18 protein-coding genes are annotated in these 20,300 nt (G+C 67.3%); 8 read left to right on the top strand and 10 right to left on the bottom strand.

What is annotated here, in order from left to right:
- The first annotated feature begins 2 nt into the window (after nt 1–2).
- Together WFK98_RS04515 and WFK98_RS04510 are read left to right on the top strand one after the other, a co-directional pair.
- Nucleotides 3–1,142: a Gfo/Idh/MocA family protein gene (locus WFK98_RS04515; protein ID WP_266339936.1), complete on the top strand. Its 1,140-nt coding sequence runs from the start codon at nt 3–5 to the stop codon at nt 1,140–1,142.
- A 114-nt stretch (nt 1,143–1,256) separates the two neighbouring features.
- Nucleotides 1,257–2,249 (top strand): glycosyltransferase family 2 protein, encoded by a 993-nt coding sequence (locus WFK98_RS04510; protein WP_336799405.1) that lies wholly within the window; start codon nt 1,257–1,259, stop codon nt 2,247–2,249.
- Between the two features lie 84 nt (nt 2,250–2,333).
- Here the strand turns inward: WFK98_RS04510 and WFK98_RS04505 are convergent, their stop codons facing one another.
- The 5 genes from WFK98_RS04505 to WFK98_RS04485 form a co-directional block, all read right to left on the bottom strand.
- Nucleotides 2,334–2,783 carry a periplasmic heavy metal sensor gene (locus WFK98_RS04505; protein WP_336799404.1) on the bottom strand — a complete coding sequence of 150 codons (450 nt, stop codon included), beginning with the start codon at nt 2,781–2,783 and terminating at the stop codon, nt 2,334–2,336.
- An 11-nt stretch (nt 2,784–2,794) separates the two neighbouring features.
- A complete protein-coding gene (locus WFK98_RS04500) occupies nt 2,795–3,253 on the bottom strand; it encodes a hypothetical protein (RefSeq protein WP_336799403.1) in 459 nt (152 codons plus the stop codon).
- On the bottom strand, nt 3,250–3,984 hold the full coding sequence (locus WFK98_RS04495; RefSeq protein ID WP_336799402.1) for an RNA polymerase sigma factor: 735 nt from the start codon (nt 3,982–3,984) through the stop codon (nt 3,250–3,252). Before WFK98_RS04495 ends, WFK98_RS04500 begins: the two co-directional genes overlap by 4 nt.
- 11 nt (nt 3,985–3,995) lie before the next feature.
- Nucleotides 3,996–7,205, bottom strand: coding sequence for an efflux RND transporter permease subunit (locus tag WFK98_RS04490; RefSeq protein ID WP_336799598.1), 3,210 nt, complete (start codon nt 7,203–7,205; stop codon nt 3,996–3,998).
- Between the two features lie 65 nt (nt 7,206–7,270).
- The gene (locus tag WFK98_RS04485; RefSeq protein WP_336799401.1) at nt 7,271–8,410 is read right to left on the bottom strand and encodes an efflux RND transporter periplasmic adaptor subunit; all 1,140 of its coding nucleotides are present in this window, start codon (nt 8,408–8,410) and stop codon (nt 7,271–7,273) included.
- Nucleotides 8,411–8,886: 476 nt separating this feature from the next.
- Between WFK98_RS04485 and WFK98_RS04480 the strand changes: the two genes are divergently transcribed.
- The 5 genes from WFK98_RS04480 to WFK98_RS04460 all read left to right on the top strand — a co-directional run bounded on the left by WFK98_RS04480 (nt 8,887) and on the right by WFK98_RS04460 (nt 13,210).
- A complete protein-coding gene (locus tag WFK98_RS04480) occupies nt 8,887–9,981 on the top strand; it encodes an ABC transporter ATP-binding protein (RefSeq protein ID WP_336799400.1) in 1,095 nt (364 codons plus the stop codon).
- Nucleotides 9,982–10,245: 264 nt separating this feature from the next.
- Nucleotides 10,246–10,731, top strand: coding sequence for an iron-responsive transcriptional regulator RirA (gene rirA / locus WFK98_RS04475; RefSeq protein WP_266339929.1), 486 nt, complete (start codon nt 10,246–10,248; stop codon nt 10,729–10,731).
- A gap of 112 nt (nt 10,732–10,843) precedes the next feature.
- On the top strand, nt 10,844–11,296 hold the full coding sequence (locus WFK98_RS04470; protein WP_336799399.1) for a hypothetical protein: 453 nt from the start codon (nt 10,844–10,846) through the stop codon (nt 11,294–11,296).
- Between the two features lie 28 nt (nt 11,297–11,324).
- Nucleotides 11,325–12,629 carry a TonB family protein gene (locus tag WFK98_RS04465; RefSeq protein WP_336799398.1) on the top strand — a complete coding sequence of 435 codons (1,305 nt, stop codon included), beginning with the start codon at nt 11,325–11,327 and terminating at the stop codon, nt 12,627–12,629.
- 74 nt (nt 12,630–12,703) lie between these two features.
- Complete coding sequence (locus WFK98_RS04460) at nt 12,704–13,210, top strand: Crp/Fnr family transcriptional regulator (RefSeq protein WP_266339926.1); 507 nt, start codon at nt 12,704–12,706, stop codon at nt 13,208–13,210.
- Between the two features lie 66 nt (nt 13,211–13,276).
- Here WFK98_RS04460 and WFK98_RS04455 read toward each other — a convergent pair whose 3' ends face one another.
- Nucleotides 13,277–14,065, bottom strand: a complete 789-nt coding sequence (locus tag WFK98_RS04455; protein ID WP_266339925.1) for a FecR family protein — start codon at nt 14,063–14,065, stop codon at nt 13,277–13,279.
- 238 nt (nt 14,066–14,303) lie between these two features.
- Between WFK98_RS04455 and WFK98_RS04450 the strand changes: the two genes are divergently transcribed.
- The gene (locus tag WFK98_RS04450) at nt 14,304–15,461 is read left to right on the top strand and encodes a porin family protein (RefSeq protein WP_266339924.1); all 1,158 of its coding nucleotides are present in this window, start codon (nt 14,304–14,306) and stop codon (nt 15,459–15,461) included.
- A gap of 174 nt (nt 15,462–15,635) precedes the next feature.
- Here the strand turns inward: WFK98_RS04450 and WFK98_RS04445 are convergent, their stop codons facing one another.
- From WFK98_RS04445 to WFK98_RS04430, 4 genes are all read right to left on the bottom strand, one after another.
- A complete protein-coding gene (locus WFK98_RS04445) occupies nt 15,636–16,025 on the bottom strand; it encodes a DUF3307 domain-containing protein (RefSeq protein WP_266339923.1) in 390 nt (129 codons plus the stop codon).
- Between the two features lie 91 nt (nt 16,026–16,116).
- Complete coding sequence (locus WFK98_RS04440) at nt 16,117–18,306, bottom strand: CHASE2 domain-containing protein (protein ID WP_336799397.1); 2,190 nt, start codon at nt 18,304–18,306, stop codon at nt 16,117–16,119.
- 66 nt (nt 18,307–18,372) lie between these two features.
- A complete protein-coding gene (locus WFK98_RS04435) occupies nt 18,373–19,167 on the bottom strand; it encodes an ATP-binding cassette domain-containing protein (protein WP_266339921.1) in 795 nt (264 codons plus the stop codon).
- The gene (locus WFK98_RS04430) at nt 19,164–20,282 is read right to left on the bottom strand and encodes an ABC transporter permease (RefSeq protein ID WP_266339920.1); all 1,119 of its coding nucleotides are present in this window, start codon (nt 20,280–20,282) and stop codon (nt 19,164–19,166) included. The genes WFK98_RS04435 and WFK98_RS04430 overlap by 4 nt, the downstream gene beginning before the upstream one ends.
- Nucleotides 20,283–20,300: the final 18 nt, after the last annotated feature.

Below are 20,300 nucleotides of genomic sequence, written 5' to 3'. Positions count from 1 at the left end.
ACATGTCCAAGGTTCACCAGATCGGCCTGATCGGCGCCGGCAATATCTCGGAAGCCTATCTGAAGCTCGCGCCGCTCTTCCCCGGCACGAAGATCGTCGCGGTCGCCGACCTCTCGGCGGAGGCGGCCAAGGCGCGCGCCGGCCAGTTCGGCGTCCGCGCGCTGACCGTCGACGAGCTCCTGAAGGATTCGGAGATCGACACGGTCATCAACCTGACCATCCCGGCGGCGCATTACGAAGTCTCGAACGCGATCCTCTCGGCCGGCAAGCACGCCTATTCGGAGAAGCCGTTCGCGCTCTCCGTCGAGGATGGCAAGAAGCTGGTGGCGCTCGCCGACGCCAAGGGCCTCAAGCTCGGCAGCGCTCCCGACACCTTCCTCGGCGGCGCGGGCCAGACGGCGCGCAAGATGCTCGACGATGGCAAGATCGGAAAGGTCATCGCCGGCACGATGCATGTGCTCAGCCGCGGCATGGAGATGTGGCATCCCAATCCGGGCTTCTTCTTCCAGCCCGGCGGCGGCCCGATCCTCGATCTCGGCCCCTACTACATCGCCGCCCTCGTCAACCTGCTCGGCCCGATCCGCACCGTCACGGCCGTCGCCACCAAGGGCTTCGAGGATCGCCTGGTAACGGCCGAAGGCCCGTTGAAGGGCAAGACCGTGCCGGTCGGCACGCCGACCACCATCAACGCCATCCTGCACTTCGTTTCCGGCGCGCAGGTGACGCTGACGGCGAGCTGGGACGTCTGGAAGCACGGCCACGTCAACCCGATCGAGCTCTATGGCTCGGAAGGCACGATGCTGGTGCCCGATCCGAACTTCTTCGGCGGCACGCTGCGCTATTCGGAGAAGAACGGCGACTATATCGAGGTCGACACCTCGGGCGCGCCGTTCGGCAAGTCCAACTGGCAGGACGGCAAGCATGCCAACTACCGCATGCTGGGCGTCGCCGACCTGCTCGACGCGGCCGACCATGGCCGCGAGCCGCGCTGTTCGGGCCGCGTCGCCCTGCACGCGCTCGACGCGATGGTGTCGATCCTCGACGCGGCGGCGCAGGAGAAGGTGATCACGCTGTCGACCACCACCGATCGCCCTGCCCCGCTGACCCAGGCCGACGCCGACCGCCTGACGGCGGCGCGCTGACCGGATCCGCCGCAGGACCAGGACAGCCACGCGCCGTCGCGACGACATCGCCTTGACCGAATCGGAGGCCGTGATACCCATCACGGCCTCTCCTTTTCGGGATGGATTGCCGCCGTGTCGCATGCTCTGCCGAGCCTCTCCATCGTCGTCGAAATGGAGAATATCCGGACCGTCGAACCCGCCGTCCTGGGCATCGTCCTCGACAGTCTCGCCGCGCAGCTCTGGCCGGTCATGGGCCGCCTTGCGCGGCCGCCGCGCCTGATCTTCGTGCATCCCGGTGAGGCCGAGGCGAATGACGAGGTGCTGGCGCGAATCCGGCAGGACGGCCCTTCCCTCGGCTCGCTCGATATCCACGCCGTCGCGGTGCCGGACGGGCGCTACTACGAGATGAAGAACGCCGGCGCCGCCCTCGCCGAAAACGAGATCCTCATCTTCGCCGATTCCGATGCTCCGCCCGAAGGCGACTGGCTGCTGCAGCTGCTTGCGGCCTTCGAGGATCCCGAAATCGTCGCGGCGAGCGGCCGCACCTTCCTCAAGCACGACGACTTCCTGTCGCGCACGCTCGCCCTCACCTGGATTTTTCCCCTCGAGCACGGCGACGAGCAGGAAGCGCGGCAGGCCTTCATCTGGGCCAACAATGTCGCGTTCCGGCGCGACTGGTTCGCCGATGCCGGCGGCTTTCCCTATGACATAGGCTTCAAGTGCTCGTGCAGCCTCCTGGACCAGCGCCTGCTCGACGCAGGAAAGACCTGCATCCGCGTCAATGCCCGCGCCCGGCATGAGCCGCTGCGCGGCCTCCGCTTCGTCGCCTGGCGCGCGGGCGTCACCGGGCGTGACGACGACCGGAAATATCTTCTGCGGAAATCCGGACGCCGGCTGAAGCGCGTTCGCTATGCCATCAAGCGCTGGAACGCGATGATGTGGCGAACGACCCGAAAGGTCGTGACGAAGAGAAAGCTGGTCAACATGCCCGCCCGGGAGGTGCCCTTCGCGCTCCTGCTCGGCTGGACGTTCTACACCATCGCCTTCGCCAACCAGCTCGGCCGCGCCACCGGGCTGTCGACCGAGAAGGTCGAGCGCATCCCCGAGATCTTCGAGCCGCAATAGCCGCCCGACCGCCGAATGCCCTCACGGCGCGGCGATCTTGTTCGCCGGCCCGCGGCTCCTTCGGGTCGAAATGACAAATGACAGCTAGTTGTCGGCGCCCTTCCCGGAGGCGAGCGCCGCGCGCTGATCCGGCGGCAGGTTCAGGAGCGCCTCGAAGGTGCGGGACTGCACCTGCTCCTGCATGGCGCCGACCTCGAGGCGGATGCTGCGCAGATGCGCGTCGATCGCCGCCTTGTCGGGAACGGGCGCGGCGACGAGCGTGTTCAGCTCGGCCCGCAGGGTCTTCAGCCGGTCGAGCCGGACCAGGATGTCCGGCTTCAGGGCGTCGAGCTGCGTCTCGATGCTCTTCACGGCGTCCGGCGACAAGCGATCCTTCAGCCAGCGCAGTTCGGTGCGGATGATGCGCGGGCCCTTGTCCTCGGCGTGGCGAAAGCGGATGAAATCCGTCACCGTCGCGCCGACGAAGAAGGCGTTGACGCCGAGCGAAGCCACCAGCAAGCCCCACAGCAAGGCGCGGCGGGTTCGGGTTTCCATCTTGAACGCCATCAAAAATCTGCCTCTGACGGCCCGAAGACCAAAGTATCCAACTGCACGACATCGATCCGCTGCTGATCGGTATCGGCCGGGATCAGGTCGGCGAGCACGCTGCCGAGCGCGGCGGAAACCACCATGACGGCTGCGAGCGCCGCGATCCGGCGACGCCAGTGGATCGCCCGCGCGCCCGTCGCCTCCATCAGCTTCCTGGTGATCCGCTCGACCGAGCCGCTTTCCTCGATGCGCTTGTCCAGAAGCTTCGCCGCGCGCCGCAGCCGTTCGGCCTCCGCCACCGTGCGGTCGCGATACTGGCGGAAGTCGCGGTCGGCGAGCAGCGCCTCGCGCGCCCGGCGGACCAGCATCAGATCCGGCCACAAATTGAGGTCAGGCCCCCAGCGATCCACGGCGTCGTGCAGGTTGGCGGGACCGTTCGCCAGCTCGAAACGTCCCTCTCCCGATGCCTTGCTCATGATCGCTTTCCTTCCTGCCGATCGTCCTCGTCCCTGCCGCCAAGCAGGCTTCTGAGCCGGCGCCTGGCGCGGGCGAGGAGCGATTCATAGGCGTGTTCGCCAATCCCCATGATGTCCGCCGCCTCCGCCTGGCCCAGCTCCTGGAAGTGGGCCAGCACGATGACGGTTCGCTGTCTTTCCGACAGTTTTTCAAGCGCCGCCTGCACGATGCGGCCGTCGTCCATGCGCGTCAGGTGACGCTCCGGCGACGGTCCCTCGTCCTCGAGGATGTCGTCGAAGCCGTCGATGTCGACATGCGGCCGGCGGCGGCGCAGCCGGTCGATGGCGATGCGATAGGCCACCTGGTGCAGGAAGGTGCCGATCCGGGCGTTCGGCTCCCAGGTCGCGGCCTGCTTCCAGAGCCGCAGCAGCGCTTCCTGCACGACCTCCTCGGCCTCGGCGAGGTCGGAGAGCACGGAGGCGACGAACCGCGTCAGCTTCGGCGCCTCGGCCTGGATCAGGCGCGCAAACGCCCCTTCCTCGCCATCGGCCACCGCCTGCATGAGGGCGTGGTCGGCGCGGATCGCCGTGTCGTCATCGGGGTCATCCATGCCCGCCAAGTTCCGCGTCCGACCTTTCCCGTCGTCCTCGCCGGCGCTTTCGCCGGCCTTGCCGCCCGCGATCAGACGATAGCGCATTGCCGCCGGCGTGGCAGCCTTGCGGTCGGGATCATCGGGCTGGAGCCAGGCCACCGCAACCTCCCCTATTCCGCCGCGATCGACAGGGGATGCGGAGCCGGATTCTCGTCCGCCCGGCCGCGCTCGCGCCGACCAGCCTCGGCCGCCTCGACCGCGGCGAGCTCCGCCGCCAGGCGGTGCTCCTCGGCGATGCGCGGCTTGGAGAAGCGGGCGAGCAGGAGGAACGAGACGGGCGTCAGGAACAGCGTCGCCAGCGCCGAGACGCCGAGGCCGCCGACCATGATCCAGCCGAGCGCCGCGCGCGCCTCCGAGCCGGCGCCGCCCGTCAGGATCAGCGGCAGGCCGCCCAGAACCGTCGCGATCATCGTCATCAGCACCGGACGAAGCCGGACAAGGCAGGCGTTGCGGATGGCGTCATAGACCGACTGGCCCTCGTCGCGCAGCTGGTTGGCGAATTCGACGATGAGGATGCCGTTCTTCGCCATCAGGCCGACCAGCATGACGAGGCCGATCTGGGTGTAGATGTTGAGCGAACCGCCCGAGAGCAGGATGGCGTAGATGCCCGCCGCAACGCCGAACGGCACCGTGGTGAACAGGATCACCGCCGAGACGAAGCTCTCGAACTGCGCCGCCATCACCAGGAGGATGATGATCACGGCGAACAGGAAGGTCTGCAGGATGCCGCTCGAGGTCTCGTTCAGCGTCGCCGCCTCGCCGGTCAGCACGATGTTCATGCCGGTCGGCAACTGCTTGGCGGCCTCCTGATTGAGGATCTCCATCGCCGAGCCGAGGTCGACGCCGGGGCTCAGCGTCGCCGTGATCGGCACGGCGCGGCGGAGCGACTGGCGCGCCAGCGTCGGCGACGTCGCCTCCTCGCGGACGGAGATCACCGAGGAGAGCGGCACCATCGTGCCGCCGGCGGTGCGGACCTGGACATTCATCAGGTCGCTCGGCGTCACGATCATGCCGTCGGGGGCAAGCGCCGTGATGTCGATCTTGTCGTCGCCGATATAGAAATTGCCCATGTCGGCGCCGGCGAGCAGCGTCGAGACGATGGTGCCGATATCGGCCACGGAGACGCCGAGATCGGCCGCGCGGTCGCGGTCGATGTCGACCGAAAGCTGCGGCTGGTTCAGGTCGTAGTTCAGCTGGACGTTGGAGAAGGCGGGATTGGTACCGAGCGTGGAGACCAGCTGCTGGGCCGCCTTGGTGATGCCGTCATATTCGACGCCGGTGACGGCGAAGGTCAGGCCCTGGCCGCCGCCGCGAATACCGAGACTGTTCGGCTGGCGCAGGTTGACGACGGCTCCCGGAATGGAGCGGATCTTCTGGTTGATCTCGGCCGCGATCTGCTGCTGGCTGCGCTGCCGCTCGCCCCAGGGGGCCAGCGTGATCATCATGAAGCCGTTGCTCGGGCTGCCGAAATTGCCCGCGACCGAGAAGACGTTGGTGGCCTCGCCGGATTTCAGCAGCGGATCGACGGCCTTCATCACCAGCGCCATCTGGCCCTGCGTATAGTCGACCGTCGCGCCCTGCGGCGTGTTCATGGCGATCATGACGGCGCCGCGGTCTTCCTGCGGCGTCAGCTGCTGCGGCAGCATCTCGAAGGCCAGCACAGCGCCGCCGGCAAAGATGGCGCTGATCAGGATGACGACGGCCGGCGCCCTCAGGCAGAAATCGAGCACGCGCTCATAGAGGCGATGGCCGACATTGCCGACGGCGTTGAGGCCGCGCTGCAGGAAATTGCCCCCCTCGCCATGGCCGTGGCCACCGCTGGTGTCGAGCAGGCGGGAGGCCATCATCGGCGCCAGCGTCAGCGCGACGAAGCCGGACAGGGTGACGGCGAAGGCGAGCACGAAGCCGAATTCGGAGAACAGGCGGCCGGCGGTGCCCTTGAAGAAGGAGATCGGCACGAACACCGCGACCAGCGTCGCCGTCGTCGAGATGACGGCGAAGAACACCTGCTTGGCGCCGAGCACGGCGGCGGCGCGCGCCCCCATGCCCTCGGAGCGGCGGCGGGCGATGTTCTCCAGCACGACGATGGCGTCGTCGACCACCATGCCGGTGGCGAGCACCAGCGCCAGCAGCGTCAGGATGTTGAGCGAGAAGCCCATCAGATACATCGCCGCGATCGTGCCGAGCAACGAGACCGGCACGGTGACGGCGGGGATCAGGGTCGAGCGCAACGAGCCGAGGAACAGGTAGATGACGCCGATGACGATGACGATCGCGAGCACGAGGCTGCGCTCGACTTCCTCGAACGAGCCGGCGATGAAGTCGGCGTCGTCGGAGGTGACGCGGACCGAGACGTCCTTCGGCAGCGTGACGGCCAGTTCCTCGATCGCCTTGCGCACCGAGGCCGAGATCTCGAGCGTGTTGGAGCTCGCCTGGCGGACGATGCCGAGGCCGACTCCGACCCGGCCATTGACCTGCACGCTGGAGGATTTGGCCGCCGGGCCGAACACGACGTCGGCGACGTCTCCCACGCGGGTATCGCCCTGGATGCGGATCGCCTTGACGTCGTCGGCGTTCTTCACGCTGGCGTCGGCGCGCACGAACATGTTGCGGTTCGTGTCCTTGAGATTGCCGGCCGGCACGTCGAGCGCGACGGTGGCGAGCGCCGTCTTCAGGTCCGCGACCGTCAGGCCGTAGGAGGCCAGCCGCATCGGGTCGATGTAGATCGAGATGTTGGGCGAGCGGTCGCCGTTGATCTGCACGTCGGCGACGCCGTCGACCGCCTTCAGCCGGTCGACGATGACGTCGTTCACCAGCTTGGTCAGGTCCTCGATCTTCAGCGTCGGCGAGGTGACGGCGAGCCGCATGATCGCGTCGCCATTGGTGTCGGCCTTGGCGATGGTCGGCGGGTCGGCATCGTCCGGCAGGTTGCGCTGCGCGTTGCCGACGGCGTCGCGAAGATCGTTGGCGGCGACGTTGATGTCGGTCGAATCGGAGAACTGCACCGTCACGCGGCTGCGGCCGCTGGTCGATTGCGACTGGATGTCGGTCCAGCCGGTGACGCCGGCGGCGGCCTTCTCGATGACGCTGGTGATCTCCTTGTCCATCGTATCCGGCGTGGCGCCGGTATAGGTGGTGGTGATCGTGACGACCGGCTGGTCGATATTGGGCAGCTCGCGGATCTCGACGCCGCGATAGGCGGCGAGACCGGCGATGATGATCAGCAGGTTGGCGACGATCGCCAGCACCGGCCGGCGGACCGACAGCGCGGAGATGCCGCTCGTCGCGGCGCCGCCCTTCGGAATCGGATCATGCGTCATTTCGGAGCCGGCATCGTTCCGGCCTTCCGGCTCTTTCGAGGCGTCGGGAGCGTCCGTGCGCATGCTTAGCCCCCCGTCGCGGTGGCGGGCGCCTTGGAGCCCGTGGCGGCGGTGGCGAACTCGGCAACCTTCGCCCCCTCGCGAAGCCGCTGCAGGCCCTCGACGACGACCCTGTCGCCGGCCTTCAGGTCGCCGGAAACCAGCACCCGGCCGCTCTGCCGCTCGAGCACCGAGATCGGCAGCCGCTTGGCGACGTCGTCGACGACCGCCCAGACATAGGAGCCGGTGCGATCCCACTGGATCGACAGCGCCGAGACCGCCACGCGCGGCTGGCCCTCGAAGCCGAGCGCGACGACGACCGACATGCCGGGCTTGACGCCGATGGCGCCGGCGGCGGCCGCGTCGAGCTCCGCCTCGACCTTCAGGGTGCGCGCGGTCGGATCGATGCGTGTGTCGATCGAGGTCACCTTGCCGGAGATCGTCGCATCCGGCTTGCTGGCCGCTGTCGCCGTCACCGCCTGCCCTTCGGCAACACGACCGGCGTAACGCTCCGGCACCAGGAAGGTGACCATCAGCGTCGACACGTCGTCGAGCGTCGTCACGACGGTGGAAGAGGTGATGAAATCGCCGACAGCGAGATCGCTCAAGCCGACGACGCCGTCGAAGGGCGCGGTGATGGTCCGGCGGTCGAGCGCGATCTGGGCGCCGAGAACCGCGATCTGCGCCTTGCGCTCGACCGACTGCGCATCCTCCAGCGCGGAAAGCGCGAGATTGCGGCTGGCGGAGAGCTTCTGGGCGCGATCGAGCGCCGACCGGGCGTCCTTCAACGCGACATTGGCGAGATCGAGCGCCACGCGCTGATCGGAATCATCGAGCCGGACCAGCGGCTGGTCCTTGACCACCTTGTCGCCGGCCTTGAACAGGACCTCGTTCACGACGGCCGAGACCTGCGGGTAGATCTTGATCGAGCGCGGCACCTTCACCGTGCCGACCGAGCGGACCTGGTCGTTCTCGACCTGGCTCTCGACCGCCTCGGTCACCACCAGCGTCGGACCGCCGAGGCCGCGGCCACCACCGCCGCCACTTCCGCCGGAAGATGCGCTCGCTCCGCCAGCGGATGATTCGCGATGCTGGAAGGCGTACCAGCCTCCGGCCGCGAGGACCGCGACGACAAGACAGAGCAGGATTTGTTTCCAAAGCGGCATGGTTGGTCCGATGCATGAGGCCCGTTCGGAACTTGAACGCGGCAGCGAATGACTTCCGTCGCGGCGCAGCAAAAAAGACGACGCGCATCCGGACCGTCCTCGCGGGGGATCCGCGCCGCCGCGGCGCCGCGCCAGCCCCACGGCGACGATCCGAAGGAAGATCGCTGGTATATCAACAGTTCTGTGACAGCTTACGAAAGCGCGCCCACGCGGCGGAGGACGGCGGTTCGACCGTGCCAATCGCCCCGCCGGGGCGCGGCCTGCCGCATTCGCCGCCCAACCGGAGGCATCAGAGCCGCACGGCGCGCAACCCGGGATCGGCCGGATCGGCGCTCCGCCGCGCCATTGCTGCATTTCGGGACTTTACTCAAGCGCCGGGATCGTGGACGGTAGCACCGGAGGAAGGATCCTGCTGGCGGGATTGTCGGCCGCGCAATCGGCCGCGCCTGTTTGCGTGCCATCATGGAGGTTTGTTAATGGCAAGTCTGACGTTGCGCGAAGTTCAGAAGTCGTTCGGTGAAGTTGCGATCATCCGCGGCGTCGATCTCGAGGTGAAGGACGGCGAATTCTGCGTGTTCGTCGGTCCGTCGGGTTGTGGCAAGTCGACGCTTCTGCGTCTGATCGCCGGGCTCGAAGGCACGACCGATGGCACCGTCCGCATCGGCGACCGGGACGTTACCCGCCTGGCCCCGGCCGAGCGCGGCGTTTCGATGGTGTTCCAGTCCTACGCCCTCTACCCCCACATGACCGTCGCCGAGAACATCGGCTTCGGCATGAAGATGGCGAAGATGCCGAAGTCCGAGATCCAGGCCCGCACCGAGAAGGCAGCCAAGATGTTGCACCTGACGGAGCTGCTGCAGCGCCGTCCGGCCCAGCTCTCCGGCGGTCAGCGCCAGCGCGTCGCCATCGGCCGCGCCATCGTGCGCGAGCCCGACGTCTTCCTGTTCGACGAGCCGCTGTCGAACCTCGACGCCGCGCTGCGCGTGCAGATGCGCATCGAGATCTCGAAGCTGCACAACGACCTCAAGGCGACGATGATCTACGTCACGCACGATCAGGTCGAAGCCATGACCATGGCCGACAAGATCGTCGTGCTCAGCGCCGGCCGCATCGAGCAGGTCGGCTCGCCGCTCGAGCTCTATCACCGCCCGAACAACCTCTTCGTCGCCACCTTCATCGGCTCGCCGAAGATGAACCTGTTCAACGTCAACGTCACCGAAGTGACCGGCGGCTCGGCGATCGTCGCCCTGCCGGGCGGCTCGACGCTGGCGATCCCGACCCGCGGCGCCACCGTCACCCCCGGCCCGATGACCCTCGGCGTCCGTCCTGAGCATCTGACGATCGCCCCGGGCGAGACCGGCGGCATCCCGGGCACCGTCTCGCTCTCCGAGCATCTCGGCGGCGAAACCATGCTCTATGTCGACGTCGAAGGCGCCGAGCCGACCATCGTCAAGGCGGACGGCCTCGCCGCGCAACGTTCGGGCGACAAGGTTCGCATCATCGTCGCTCCGGAGACGGTTCACCTGTTCGACAAGTCGGGCAAGGCCATCGTCAACGGTTCGCTGATCTAAGGTCCGCGAAGGGCGCCTGCCCTTCCACGGCCTGACACAGACGCTGCATTGCAGCCCCAGAAGCCCGGAAGCGCGCCTTCCGGGCTTTTCCTTTTCTCGCGCCCGGCCCGTCGGACGGGCGGATTCGGCCGCACCCGACGCGGCGGAAAGACTCGACTCGGTTGAAGTCTGGAAAACAAGACTTTAATGAGAAGGTATTGAAGACCGCTCGAACTGCGACCGATTCCGGCGCGCGTGCTCGATCGGGGGTAAAAGAGGGACGCCATGCGCCTGACCCAGCAGACCAGCTATTCCATCCGCATCCTGCTCTATTGCGCCGCCAACCCGGGCAATAACAGCCGGATCAAGGACATCGCCGCGACCTACAGCATCTCCGAGCTGCATCTCTTCAAGATCATGCACGTGCTCGTCGAGAGCGGGTTCATCGAGACGATTCGCGGCCGCAATGGCGGCATCCGCCTCGCCAAGCCGGCCAACACCATCTCGATCGGCGAGGTCGTGCGCGCGACGGAGAGCAATTTCTTCCTGACCGACTGCTTCGACACGACCAACCGCGATTGCCCGCTGGTCGATTCCTGCGGCGTGAACAAGATCCTGGCCGAGGCGCTGCGCGCCTTCTTCGCCGTGCTCGACAGCTACACCATCGCCGACGTCGCCAAGGATCGCGGCCAGCTGCGCGGTCTGCTCGACCTCAGCCACGACACGATGCACCCGATCGCCGCCACGTCCTTCGCGCATCAGCCTTCCTGATAGACGCGGCCGTCAATTTATAGTTGACTTCCAGCATCATATTTTAATAGCTGCTCATGCGGCGACCAACTTTCCATGGCTTGCCGGCTTCCTTCGGATGACGGGGTGGAACATGGCAGTTTTGAGTGGAAGCAAGCAGGCCGGACTTCTCGGCGCAGCCGGCGTGGCGGTGATCCTGATGACGGCGGTCTCCGTGGCGCAGGCGCAAGAAGCCTCCCGCGCCATCGCGATCGAGCTCAACGGCGCCGAGGCCAACGACAAGGCCTGCCGGCTGAGCTTCGTCTTCGACAACGGCCTCGCCACCGGCATCGACGACATGGCGCTCGAACTGGTGCTGTTCGAGAAGGACGGCCGGGTCAACCGCTTCGTCGTCGTCCGCAGCGCCAAGGTGCCGGCCGGCAAGAGCCGCGTCCGCCAGTTCGACATCCCCGGGACCGAGTGCCCGTCTATCGCCCGCATCCTCGTCAACGACGTCAAGGAATGCAAAGGCGCCGAGCTCACCCCCGCCGCCTGCGCCGACAGCATCAAGGTCTCGACGCGCTCCGATATCAAGTTCGACAATTGATGGCGGCGTGACGCGGCGAGGATAGATCATGGGCGTGCGGCGCGCTTCCTGGGCTTGGGCATTGGTTCTGTCGATTGCGGCGCATGGCGCCGTGGTGGCGGCCTTCACGCCGGATCCCAACGAGGTGGCCGAAGCCGGTTCGGGCGCCGGCAGTTCGGTCGAGGGCTCGATCGACGCCATCATCGGTACGGATGTCGAGTTCGAGGAACTGACCAGCGAAGAGCTGAAGACAGCCTTCGACACCGAAATCGCCCCGGCGACAGAGACGTCGGAAATGGCGGCGCTGTCCCTCTCGACCACCGAATCGGAACCCGTGCAGGAGGCGACGCCCGCCGTCGCGCCGGCGGCTTCCGCCGCGGTCGAGGCAGTCGCCGTCGCGGAAGCGACGCCCGTCGAGTTGTCGGTCAGCAGCCTGGCGCCGGCGCTCGCCGCCGACATCTCCGCCACCCCGATCGAAAGCGACCTCGCGGCCGCCTCCGTGACCGAAGTCAGCGAGATCGTCCCGACCGAGACGCTCTCGAATGTCGCGCCGACCACGCCGGACACCGCCGCCGTGACGCCGGCCGCCGCCAGCGCCCAGCCCGAGACGGTGACCGCCGCCGAGGCGCCGACCGTCGAGGCCAAGCCGGTGGAGACGCCGGCCGAGAGACCGATCCAGACCGCGCTGGTCACCGCGGTCAAGCCGGCGGCTTCCGCCGCGATCGAAGAGGTAGTGCCGCAGGAGATGGCTCCCCTTCCCGAAGCCAAGCCTGTCGACGTGAAGCCCGTCGAGGCCAAGCCGGTCGAGGAAGCTGCCGAGCCGAAGCCGGTCGAGGCGCAGAAGGTTGCGCCCAAGCCGGTCCAGAAGAAGATCGCCGAGAAGGCCGAGCCGACCCGCAAGCCGCCGCGCGAAAAGGCGGAGAAGGCCGACAGGAAGCGTAAGGCCGAAGCGCCGAGCCGCGGCAATTCCGAGTTCGAGAGCGCGCGCGGCGCCGCCGTCGCCAGCAATGACAGCCCCGCTCGCGACAGCGGCATGGGACGCTCGCGCGAGGCCGGATCCGGCGCCGCCGCCAACTCGAACTACAAGGGAAAGGTGCGGGCCAAGATCCAGCGCTCGACCCAGATGCCGAGCAAGGCGAAGCGGCTCGGAATAACCGGGCGCGCCCAGGTCAGCTTCACGATCACGCCCTCGGGCGCCGCCAGGAACATCGTGCTGGCGAGCAGCGCCGGCAATCCGATGCTGGACGAAGCCGCCCTTTCGGCGGTGCGCCGCGCATCCCCCTTCCCGCCCATGCCGGCCGGCATGCCGCAGCTCGAAATCAACGTGCCGATCGTCTTCAACATCGGCCGCTAAGCCCTCTCCTACCTGGATCTTGACGGTGAGGCGCGCCTGGACCCACACTCCGCCGACAACGGAGACGGTCTTCCATGGAAGCGCGCGACGTTCTGGCCCGGACCACGCTTTTCGCCGATGTCCTCTCGGACCGGCAGCTTCAGGACCTTGCCGCTCGCAGCAAGGTCTATGACGTCGGCAAGGACCGCGTGCTGATGACCGAGGGCGATTTCGGTTCGTCCATGTTCATCATCGTCAGCGGCAAGGTGGACGTCACCGTCGCCGGCGCCCGCCATCCCAATCGCGAGGTCGCCATGCTCGGGCCGGGCGACATCTTCGGCGAGATGTCGCTGATGACCGGCGCGCGCCGCGCCGCCACCGTCACGGCGATGGAGCCGACCCGCGTCGTCGAGATCACCAAGGTGGCGCTGGAAACCGTGCTCACCCATTCGCCGGAACTCGTCGACCGCTTCGGCGCGTTCCTCGCCAAGCGGCGGGCGGAGCTCGACGAGATCGCCGATGACGAGCACGCAAGCCGCATTCTGGGCGTTCGCACCGACGAGATCGCCGGCGCGATGCGGCGGCTCTTCGGCCGCGGCTGATCTTGGTTCAGCGGAGCCGGCGACGGCGACCGGCTCCCGCCGGGCCGCCCTGCCCGACCCGCAGCGTCAGTCGCCGCAATGGGTCGGGGACTGACCGCAACAGGCATAGTCGCCGCAGGGCGGCGGACCGCTGTTCTGGATCCGGTTGTTCAGGTCGTTGACGATGTCGTTGCGGCCGCCATCCTGGGCGCGCAGCTTCTCCGGATAAGGCAGGAAGCTGTCGCCGTAGAGCGGATAGGGCACGACGCCGGTGACGCGGATCAGCGAGCCGTCCCAGGTCAGCGGCCCCTCGATGCGGCCACCCTTATGGATGCGCAGCGCCTTGCCGGGACGGTCGAGCGTCACCTCGCGGCCATCGGGAAGCGTGATCACCAGCTTGCCCTCGACCAGCACGATGACCGACTCGTTCGGCCCGACGATGCCGTCATAGATCGTTCCACGCACGCCGATCGTCGCCACCGGAGTCTTCAGATGATAGCTGCGCGGATCCGACGAGCCGGAAACGAAGCGGAAGATGCCCTTGGTGGCCCGGAGCGCGATGTCGTTCTTCGAGCGGCCCGGGTCGTAGACGAAGCGGTCGAGCGTGACGTCGGAGCCCGGCCCGACATTCAGGCTGGTCTCGTCGAGGAACAGGAGCTGCGCCGTCGAATCCGCGCCGGTGCGGACCTGCTGGTCGAGCACGATCGGGTCGCTGACGGCGAGCGGCCTCGCGGCGCCGCGCACGACGCCCTCTACCTTGTTGTGGATCGCGCCCGCGCGGCCGATCATCTGTTCCGCGGCGAGACCCGGCATCGCGGCCAGCATCCAGAGCGCCGCACCTGCCGCAGCAGTCGTGAAGAGACGGCCGATTCGCATGATGAGCCTCCCTGCCTGGGATCACGTGACGTTGCCCGACTTTGACACCGGCCACCCGACAAACCAAGGCCGGCGTTCCGCGCCGCCCCGCTTCCCGTAACGGAAACGCGGATTTTGCCGAAGGCGTTGCCGATCTGCACCGCTCCGCAGCAATTTCCGGCGGAGGGATGGTGAGCAGTTGCGGCGGGCCACGGGCAAACTTACTCTGCGTTAAGCTTGTTAGTCGGGGGCTCCGATCATGAAGCACAGTCTTCTGGCGGTCGCACTCGTCGCCAGCGCAGTATGGGTCGGGGTTTGCGGCGAGAAAGCCGCAGCGGTTGATCGCGACCAGGCGATCGCGCTCAGCGAGGCCTATAAGCGCGTCCTGGCGGACCCGACGAATGCCGCCGCCAACATGGAATATGCCCGTCTCGCCGAGGCGGTAGGCCAGCCGCGCAAGGCGCTGGCGACGTATGAGCGCGTGCTGCTCTACGATCCCAACAATGAAGAGGCGCTCGCCGCGCTGGTGCGCATCCGCCGCCAGCTGCAGCCCGACACCACGCTGATCACGCTCGAGGCCGGCTTCGGCTATGAGAGCAATCCGCTGCAGCGCAACACCGATCTCGAGAGCTCGCTCAAGGCCTATGCCGCCGGCCGGATCGAGGACGAGCGCCGGATCGGCGACACGCGCTGGCGCACCCTGCTGCTCGGCAACGCGGAATATTTCGGCGATGTCAGCGAGCTGGACTGGGGCTATCTCGGCGGCGTCACCGGCCCGATCCTGCCGGTCGGCACCGTGATCTCGATCAACCCGTTCATCGGCGGCGGCGTCTCGTCGCTCGACAACGCCTATTACTATTCCGAGGCGATCGCCGGCCTGCAGTTCGAAGGCTACCTGCAGGGCGCCTACCAGCTGGCGCGACTGCGCGCCGGCTATCGCAGCTTCAACGAGGACTCGGTCTCGACCGACGGCTTCTACGCCGATTTCGTCTGGCGCTGGGCCATTCCCCAGGTCGTCGACCCCGACGACACGCTGGTCATCACGCCGCATGCGCGCTGGAGCGGCATCGGCGGCGTCGACATCTCGAACAGCGTCTTCGGGCCGAACGACATCAAGCCGGGCGATTATGTCTCCTGGGGCGCGCGGTTCGAATATTTCAACCAGGTGGCCGACTGGCTGACGCTGGGCGGCGGCGTCGACTTCACCCAGACGCTCTACGACCATCTCTACACGCCGGACGGCGAGAAGCGCGACGACGTACTGATCGAGCCGCTCGTGAGCGCCGTGTTCAACCGCGCCTTCGGCATGCAGTCCGACCTCGCGCTCGACTACCGCTTCCAGTGGAACCAGTCGAACGACGAGGAACGCGACTTCGGCAACCACATCGTCACGGCGCGGGTCGTCACGCGGTTCTGAGGCGTGAATGGTACGTTCCACTCCCCTCACCTCTCCCTGAGGGAGAGGTCGGCTCGAAGAGCCGGTTGAGGGTTTAGGGAACGATCCGGTGAGGCCGTGAACCCTCACCCGCCGGCCTACGGCCGTCGACCTCTCCCTCAGGGAGAGGTGAGAAGAAGCGCCCCCTGCTCCGCCCTATCGATTGACCAGAACCAGCGCCAGGATCATGGCGAGGTAGGTCGCCTGGTGCGCCAGCTGGTCGAGGCCCATCGCCCACCAGTACTGCTTGTCCTTCGGCTCCCAGCCGAAGCGGCTGCCGATATCGTTCTTCAGCCAGTCGATGTGGTAGTGGGCGACGAATTCGAGCGCCAGGATCAGGAGCGCGACCGGCAGGCGCGTCGGATAGATCAGGAAGACCGGTATCGAGCCGAGCGCGTGGATGCCGGCATGGGCCAAGCCGGCCGGGTGGCCGTAAAGGCCTTTGTTGCGGATCTGGTTCGTCGTCTGCAGGAAATAGTCGCAGACGACATGCTTGACCTGAAGCACCGCCGATGCGGCGATCGGTGCGAGCGTAGGATCGATCAACACGGTCCTCCGAAATGCTGCCGGCCTCCCTCTCCGAGCCGGCTGCAGGGTCGAATCTGGCAGAACGAAAGCAGGTGGAATGTGACGGCCGTCACAGGTCGATGGTGATGTGCGGCGCCGATTGCCCCTCGAAGACGCCGCGTGCCGAAAGGCGCTCCAGCATAAAATGATAATAGCCGGCAAAGCGAGCCGGCGCGGCGGATTTTGCACGGTAGAGCGCGCTCCGCCAGATGGACGGATCGAGCTCGGGCAGCGCCGCGGCGAAGGCGCGCTGCGCCTCGGCGAAATCGGGTTCCGCGTCTGGCGGCGCCAGCGTGAAGATGCGGCTTATGCCGCTGCGGCCGCGCACCTGGATGCGGTCGATCTCGACCAGCCCCACCTTCCCCGCCGCCCGCGCCGTCGCCTCGCCGACGATGATGCCGAGACCGTAATCCTTGGTCAGCTGCTCGAGCCGGCTGGCGATGTTCACCTCGTCGCCGATCGCCGAATAGTCGAAGCGCTGCGCCGTGCCGAGATTGCCGACGCAGCAGGCGCCGGTATTGATGCCGATGCCGATCCGGACCTCCGGCATGGCGCGGCCGCGTTCGGCGGCGGCGCGCTGCCAGCCGGCGTTCAGCCCCGCCATCGCCGCCATCATCGCCTCGGCCGCTTCCAGCGCGTGGCGCGCATGATCGGGATCGTCGAGCGGCGCGTTCCAGAACGCCATGACCGCGTCGCCCATATATTTGTCGATCGTGCCGCGATGGTTGAGGATGATCTCGGAGAGCGGCGCCATCAGCTCGTTGATGAAGCCGGTCAGCTCGGTCGCGCTCATCCCCTCGGCGAGCGTGGTGAAGTTGCGCACGTCGCAGAAGAGCAGCGTCAGCTCGCGCATCTCGCCGCCGAGCTCCAGCCGCGAGGGATCGGCGATGATCTCGTCGACCACCGCCGGCGCCACGTAATGCTGGAAGGCGCGGCGGATGCCGGCGCGGGCGCGCTCGGCCTGGCGGAAGGTGTAGAGCACCGACCCGATCACCAGAAGTATGATGGCGAGCGCCGGGTAGAACGGATCGAAGAGCAGTCCGAGCCGGAGATAGGCAAGGAAACCGCCGACCAGGATGCCGCCGACGGCGAGCGCTCCGAGAATCGCGGCGGCGACGGCGGAGACATGCGGCAGGATCAGCGCCAGCAGCAGGCCGAGCCCGACGATGACGGCAATCTCCACGCCGCTTGAAAAATCCGGGCGGGTCAGCGAACGGCCAGTCAGGATATGCTCGATCACCTGGGCATGGATCTCGACGCCCGGCACGGCGGAATCGAGCGGGGTGGCGCGCAGGTCGAGCAGCCCCGCCGCCGAGGTGCCCACCAGGGCGATCCGGCCTTCCATCAGATGCGCGGGGATGCTGCCGTCGAGCACGTCCTTGGCCGAGACGAAGCCTTCCGGATCGCTCGGGCGGAAGCGCAGCCAGATCGCGCCATCGGCGTCCGTCGGCACCACCAGCGCGCCGATCCGCACATGGTTGAGCCCGGTCTCGCGGCCAAACGCGGCCTCGCCGCTGGCGTTCGATCCCTTGAGGATATAGGAGCCGGCGTCCTGAGCGACGCGCAGCGCCTCGGCCGCGAGCGACGGCACCAGCGCATCGCCGACCCGGAACACCAGCGGCACGCGGCGGACGATCTGGTCGCGATCCTGCAGCCAGTTGATCGAGCCGATACCCTTCGCCGCCTCGTCCAGCACCGGCACGTTGGCGATCGCGCCGGCAAAATTCGCGATGAAGGGGCGCGGATCGTCGCCGGCAGTGGCGAAGCCGGCCTTGAGCGGCGGCAGCGGCGCGCCGCTGCCCGAAAGCGACAGGCCGAGCACGGAAGGTGTCGCCGCGAGCGCGTCGGCAAAGACGCGATCATGGGTCGGCGCATCGCCGATCGAGGCGGCGACCAGCGTCGCCTGCTCCGGCGGCAGGCGCTTCACCGCCTCCTCCGGCGAGCTCTGGTCCGGCTCGGAGAACAGCACATCGAAGGCGATCGAGGCCGCGCCCGCCTCCGCCAGCTTGCGCGCGAGATCCGCCAGCACCGTGCGCGGCCAGGGCCATTGCCCGACCGCCTTCAGCGACGCCTCGTCGATATCGACGATCAGCACGGGATGTTCCGGCAGCGCCTCGGCCGGCGCCATGCGCTGGTAGAGATCAAAGGCGAGCAGCCGGATGGCCTGGACGGGAAACGGATCCGCGACGCGCAGCAGCGCGGCGCCGGCCAGGAAGACCGCTACAGCCAGGTAATAGACGGGCCTGCCCAGGAATCGCATGAGAATCCGTTCGCGCTCGCGGATCGGGACGATAGCCGAAGCCGGCGCGAACGGAAATCGCCCCGATCAGGCAGCCTCGTCCGCCGGTGGCGCCATGGCGCCCGTCATGATAGCCACCGCGTCCGACATGGTGTGCCGTTTCGGATTGATGACGGCGACCCGCTTGCCAAGGCGGTGAATGTGGATGCGATCGGCCACCTCGAAGACATGCGGCATGTTGTGGCTGATCAGCACGATCGGCAGGCCGCGTTCCTTCAGGCGCAGGATCGTCTCCAGCACTTTTCGCGACTCCTTGACGCCAAGCGCCGCCGTCGGCTCGTCCATGATCACCACCCGACTGCCGAAGGCGGCGGCGCGCGCCACGGCGACACCCTGGCGCTGGCCGCCCGAGAGCGTCTCGACCGGCTGGTTGATGTTCTGGATCGTGAGCAGGCCGAGTTCGGTCAGCTTCTGGCGCGCCACCTTCTGCATGTGCGACTTGTCGAGGGTGCGGAACAGCCGGCCGAAGAAGTCCTCGCGCCGCTTCTCGCGACCGAGGAACATGTTGTCGGCGATCGACAGCGCCGGCGACAAAGCGAGGTTCTGGTACACCGTCTCGATGCCCAGATTGCGCGCCTCGATCGGGCTGCGGAACGCGACCGGCTGGCCGTTCAGCCAGATCTCGCCGTGATCGGGCGTGACGGCGCCGGTCAGCGCCTTGATCAGCGTCGACTTGCCGGCGCCGTTGTCGCCGATCACTGCGAGGATCTCGTTCGGCATCAGGTCGAAATCGGCATTGTCGAGGGCGACGACGCGGCCATAGCGCTTGTTGAGCGCGCGGGCCTTGAGGGCGGGTTCGACGGACGGGGTGTCGGCGCTCATGACGAAATCTTCCGGATCCACTGGTCGATGGTGACGGCGACGATGATCAGCACGCCGACGGCGAAATCCTGCCAGAGCAGTTCGAGGCCGGAGAGCGCCAGGCCGTTGCGGAAGACGCCGACGATCAGCGCCCCGACGAGCGTGCCGACGATCGAGCCGCGACCGCCGAACAGGCTGGTGCCACCGATCACCACGGCGGTGATGCTGTCGAGGTTGGCGGTCTGGCCGGCCTGAGGGCTGACGCCGCCGATGCGGCCGATCAGGACCCAGGCGGCGATGGCGCAAATAAAGCCGGCGAGCGAATAGACGGCGATCAGCGTGCGGTCCGTGTTGATGCCGGCGAGCCGCGCGGCGTCGGGATCATCGCCCGAGGCGTAGACGTGGCGACCAAACGCCGTCTTGTTCAACACGTACCAGATGACCGCGGCGACGATCAGCATGACGATCGAGCCGTAATTCAGCACCCAACCCTTCAGGAAGCCGAGATCGAGCCCGAGCGTGTCGGCGAAGAAGCTGTAGGGTTTGATGATCGTGCCGGTCCATTGCAGGAAGGGCGCGGCCTCCTGCATGTCGGCCTGTCGGATCGTCTCGCTCTTCGAATACCAGACATTGAGCGCGCCGAAGATGCTCCAGGTGCCGAGCGTCACGATGAAGGGCGGCAGGCGCAGCTTGGTGACGATGATGCCGTTCAGGAAGCCGCAGGCGAGGCCGGCCAGCAGGCCGAGCGGAAAGGCGATCTCGACCGGCACGCCATAGACGACGGCGGTGCGCCCCATCACCACCGAGGCGAGGATCATGATGACGCCGACCGAGAGGTCGATGCCGGCCGTCAGGATCACCAGCGTCTGCGCGACGCCGAGGATCGCGATGATCGTCACCTGCTGCAGGATCAGCGAAAAATTGAACGGCGCCAGGAACTTGCCGGGCGCGGCGAACGAGAAGATGACGATGCCGATCAGCAGGACGATGAAGGGAATGCTTGTCGGATAGCGGTGCAGGAATTCCTGCATCCGCCGGATGAGGCCGCGATCCGGGTCCTCGAAGCTCGCAACGCCGCCCTGTTCCTGGGACAGGCCGCGCTCGGCCGCCGCCGAACCGGTTGCATTATCACTCATGAGGCCGTCCTCCCCGAC

The organism is Kaistia sp. MMO-174 (genome assembly GCF_037147815.1).
In the GTDB taxonomy this organism is placed as follows: domain Bacteria; phylum Pseudomonadota; class Alphaproteobacteria; order Rhizobiales; family Kaistiaceae; genus Kaistia; species Kaistia nematophila.
Note: the sequence above shows the minus strand (reverse complement) of the source record. Positions and strands in the feature narration are given on the sequence as shown.

Excerpts from the sequence above, each read along its gene's own strand:
- WFK98_RS04515 (WP_266339936.1), top strand. The coding sequence starts at position 3 with ATGTCCAAGGTTCACCAGATCGGCCTGATCGGCGCCGGCAATATCTCG.
- WFK98_RS04505 (WP_336799404.1), bottom strand. The coding sequence starts at position 2,783 with ATGGAAACCCGAACCCGCCGCGCCTTGCTGTGGGGCTTGCTGGTGGCT.
- WFK98_RS04500 (WP_336799403.1), bottom strand. The coding sequence starts at position 3,253 with ATGAGCAAGGCATCGGGAGAGGGACGTTTCGAGCTGGCGAACGGTCCC.
- WFK98_RS04490 (WP_336799598.1), bottom strand. The coding sequence starts at position 7,205 with ATGACGCATGATCCGATTCCGAAGGGCGGCGCCGCGACGAGCGGCATC.
- WFK98_RS04485 (WP_336799401.1), bottom strand. The coding sequence starts at position 8,410 with ATGCCGCTTTGGAAACAAATCCTGCTCTGTCTTGTCGTCGCGGTCCTC.
- WFK98_RS04480 (WP_336799400.1), top strand. The coding sequence starts at position 8,887 with ATGGCAAGTCTGACGTTGCGCGAAGTTCAGAAGTCGTTCGGTGAAGTT.
- rirA (WP_266339929.1), top strand. The coding sequence starts at position 10,246 with ATGCGCCTGACCCAGCAGACCAGCTATTCCATCCGCATCCTGCTCTAT.
- WFK98_RS04470 (WP_336799399.1), top strand. The coding sequence starts at position 10,844 with ATGGCAGTTTTGAGTGGAAGCAAGCAGGCCGGACTTCTCGGCGCAGCC.
- WFK98_RS04465 (WP_336799398.1), top strand. The coding sequence starts at position 11,325 with ATGGGCGTGCGGCGCGCTTCCTGGGCTTGGGCATTGGTTCTGTCGATT.
- WFK98_RS04460 (WP_266339926.1), top strand. The coding sequence starts at position 12,704 with ATGGAAGCGCGCGACGTTCTGGCCCGGACCACGCTTTTCGCCGATGTC.
- WFK98_RS04455 (WP_266339925.1), bottom strand. The coding sequence starts at position 14,065 with ATGCGAATCGGCCGTCTCTTCACGACTGCTGCGGCAGGTGCGGCGCTC.
- WFK98_RS04450 (WP_266339924.1), top strand. The coding sequence starts at position 14,304 with ATGAAGCACAGTCTTCTGGCGGTCGCACTCGTCGCCAGCGCAGTATGG.
- WFK98_RS04440 (WP_336799397.1), bottom strand. The coding sequence starts at position 18,306 with ATGCGATTCCTGGGCAGGCCCGTCTATTACCTGGCTGTAGCGGTCTTC.
- WFK98_RS04435 (WP_266339921.1), bottom strand. The coding sequence starts at position 19,167 with ATGAGCGCCGACACCCCGTCCGTCGAACCCGCCCTCAAGGCCCGCGCG.
- WFK98_RS04430 (WP_266339920.1), bottom strand. The coding sequence starts at position 20,282 with ATGAGTGATAATGCAACCGGTTCGGCGGCGGCCGAGCGCGGCCTGTCC.